General features: G+C 43.1%; 3 protein-coding genes. All 3 read left to right on the forward strand.

Going from position 1 to position 1,957, the window contains the following annotated elements; all coding sequences use genetic code 11:
* The first annotated feature begins 268 nt into the window (after positions 1-268).
* The 3 genes from RDS42_RS14485 to RDS42_RS14495 are packed head-to-tail and all read left to right on the forward strand — an operon-like array spanning position 269 to position 1,861.
* Positions 269-772 (forward strand): replication initiator protein A, encoded by a 504-nt coding sequence (locus RDS42_RS14485; RefSeq protein WP_008689721.1) that lies wholly within the window; start codon positions 269-271, stop codon positions 770-772.
* Positions 769-1,599: an ATP-binding protein gene (locus RDS42_RS14490; protein ID WP_008689722.1), complete on the forward strand. Its 831-nt coding sequence runs from the start codon at positions 769-771 to the stop codon at positions 1,597-1,599. The genes RDS42_RS14485 and RDS42_RS14490 overlap by 4 nt, the downstream gene beginning before the upstream one ends.
* 40 nt (positions 1,600-1,639) lie before the next feature.
* Positions 1,640-1,861, forward strand: coding sequence for a hypothetical protein (locus tag RDS42_RS14495; RefSeq protein ID WP_008689723.1), 222 nt, complete (start codon positions 1,640-1,642; stop codon positions 1,859-1,861).
* Positions 1,862-1,957 lie beyond the last annotated feature (96 nt).

Consider the following 1,957-nt stretch of genomic DNA (forward strand, 5'->3'; position numbering starts at 1 on the left):
GATATTTCAAATTGTTCCCTGATTATACACCCGTTTTTTCGTTGTAACTATTCCTGTTTATATTTGAAAGTTCATTGTAACTCAATTCTCACTCAATCCCGGCTCAATGCCATTCCCCCTTCTTTTCAATAAACTAATCCTGTGCGAAACATCCGCACAAAAGATTATCGGAAAGGAGGATTTTTATGAAAACACAAAGAGGGAGTCCTGTTACAGATGAAAAATACTGCAATAGATAAGTGTTCGTCATCTGAGGGGAGGTGAGTGCATGACAACCTTTCTTACTGCAAACAGTACTCTACCGCCATATATGGCATTTCCCAGTTTTCTTCTGGACTGTGATTTCTCCGAAACCACAAAACTGCTCTATATGGTGCTTTTAAACCGGGCAAGATTATCACAAAAAAATGACGGCTGGATTGATAAAAAAGGTCATGTGTTCTCCTATTTCACCATTGAAGATATGGCAGCAACACTTCGCAAAAGCCAGACAACCATCAAAACATCTCTGAGTGCTTTGGAACAAGTAGACCTTATCTGTCGTGCTCGTCAGGGAACCGGGAATCCCAACCGGATTTATGTAAAAGTCCCGGCTGATTTTTCAACACAGACAGAAGAAAAACTGTCTGTTAGACAGTCAGAAAACCGTCCCTTTGACAGACAGAATTCTGTCCGCCAGACAGTCAGAAAACTGTCCCCTAATAATAAAGAGAAGAAAAATAATGATTCAGTAAAACGCCATTATGAATGTAAGGAGGATGAAAGCCTATGATAAAACCACAAAACCTACTGCCGAACCTTTCTCCCCGGCAGCCTTTAGAAGATGAATATATCAGCGAAACGGACGGTCTGATCTACTGTTCCAAGTGCCACACCCCACGGCAGAAAAAGATAGAATTTTTAGGAAAAATCATGTTTCCGATCATCCGCTGCCAATGCCAGCAGGAACAATATGAAAAAGAAGAAGCAAAACGAAAACACCAGGAATTTCTAGAACACATCTCCCGGCTGAAATCCAGCGGTCTGCAAGACCCGGCTTTAAGAGAATTCACTTTTGCTCACGATAACGGTATCAACCCGGAAATTGAAAAGGCAAAAAATTATGTTACTCACTGGGAGGAAATAAAATCCAAGGCCATGGGGCTGCTGCTCTGGGGTGATGTCGGCACTGGGAAATCCTTTTTTGCAGGCTGTGTTGCAAACGCTCTGCTAGATAAAGGGGTTCCCGTACTCATGACGAACTTCGCCAAAATCTTAAATTCTCTGACCGGAATATATCCGCAGGATCGGAATGAATTTATCAATAGTTTAAATCAGTACAGCCTGCTGATCATTGATGATTTGGGTGTGGAACGAAATTCCGAATTTGCTTTAGAACAGGTCTTCCATGTAATCGACAGCCGTTACCGCAGTATGAAACCTATGATCATTACAACAAATCTGACGTTGGAAGAATTAAAACATCCGGAAGATTTAGCACACAGCAGGATCTATGACCGGATTCTGGAGCGTTGTGTCCCACTAAAGATCAACAACCAGAATATCCGGGAACTGAACGCTGTAGCTAATATGTCAGAAGCCCGAAAACTACTTGCTTAAAAATCTGACCGGAAACGGTCATAGAAGAAAGGAGGCCAATATGACAGATAAAAAAACACAAACAGAAATCAGAAAAGAATTATTACAGGCAAGACACAGAGCAGAGGAAGCACAGGCACGGAACCGTGTGAAAGAGCGAAATGCCCGGACACGCAGGCTGATTCAGGAGGGTGCCGTTTTGGAGAGCATCTTCCCGGAATTCCAGACAATGGAGCCGTCGCAGATCAGACAGGAATTGTTAAACCGTTTCAAAAGAATCTGACACTAGTTGACACCAGCAATTTCTCATCCCGAAGGGCGCATTTACTCACCACCTGATAAATCAGGCAGTGGTATCCCCTTCGGGGCTCGTGCGCTC

Origin of the sequence: uncultured Blautia sp., assembly GCF_902497045.1 — a bacterium.
In the GTDB taxonomy this organism is placed as follows: Bacteria; Bacillota; Clostridia; order Lachnospirales; family Lachnospiraceae; genus Blautia_A.

Coding starts and splice junctions, on each gene's coding strand:
- RDS42_RS14485 (WP_008689721.1), top strand. CDS start 269: ATGACAACCTTTCTTACTGCAAACAGTACTCTACCGCCATATATGGCA.
- RDS42_RS14490 (WP_008689722.1), top strand. CDS start 769: ATGATAAAACCACAAAACCTACTGCCGAACCTTTCTCCCCGGCAGCCT.
- RDS42_RS14495 (WP_008689723.1), top strand. CDS start 1,640: ATGACAGATAAAAAAACACAAACAGAAATCAGAAAAGAATTATTACAG.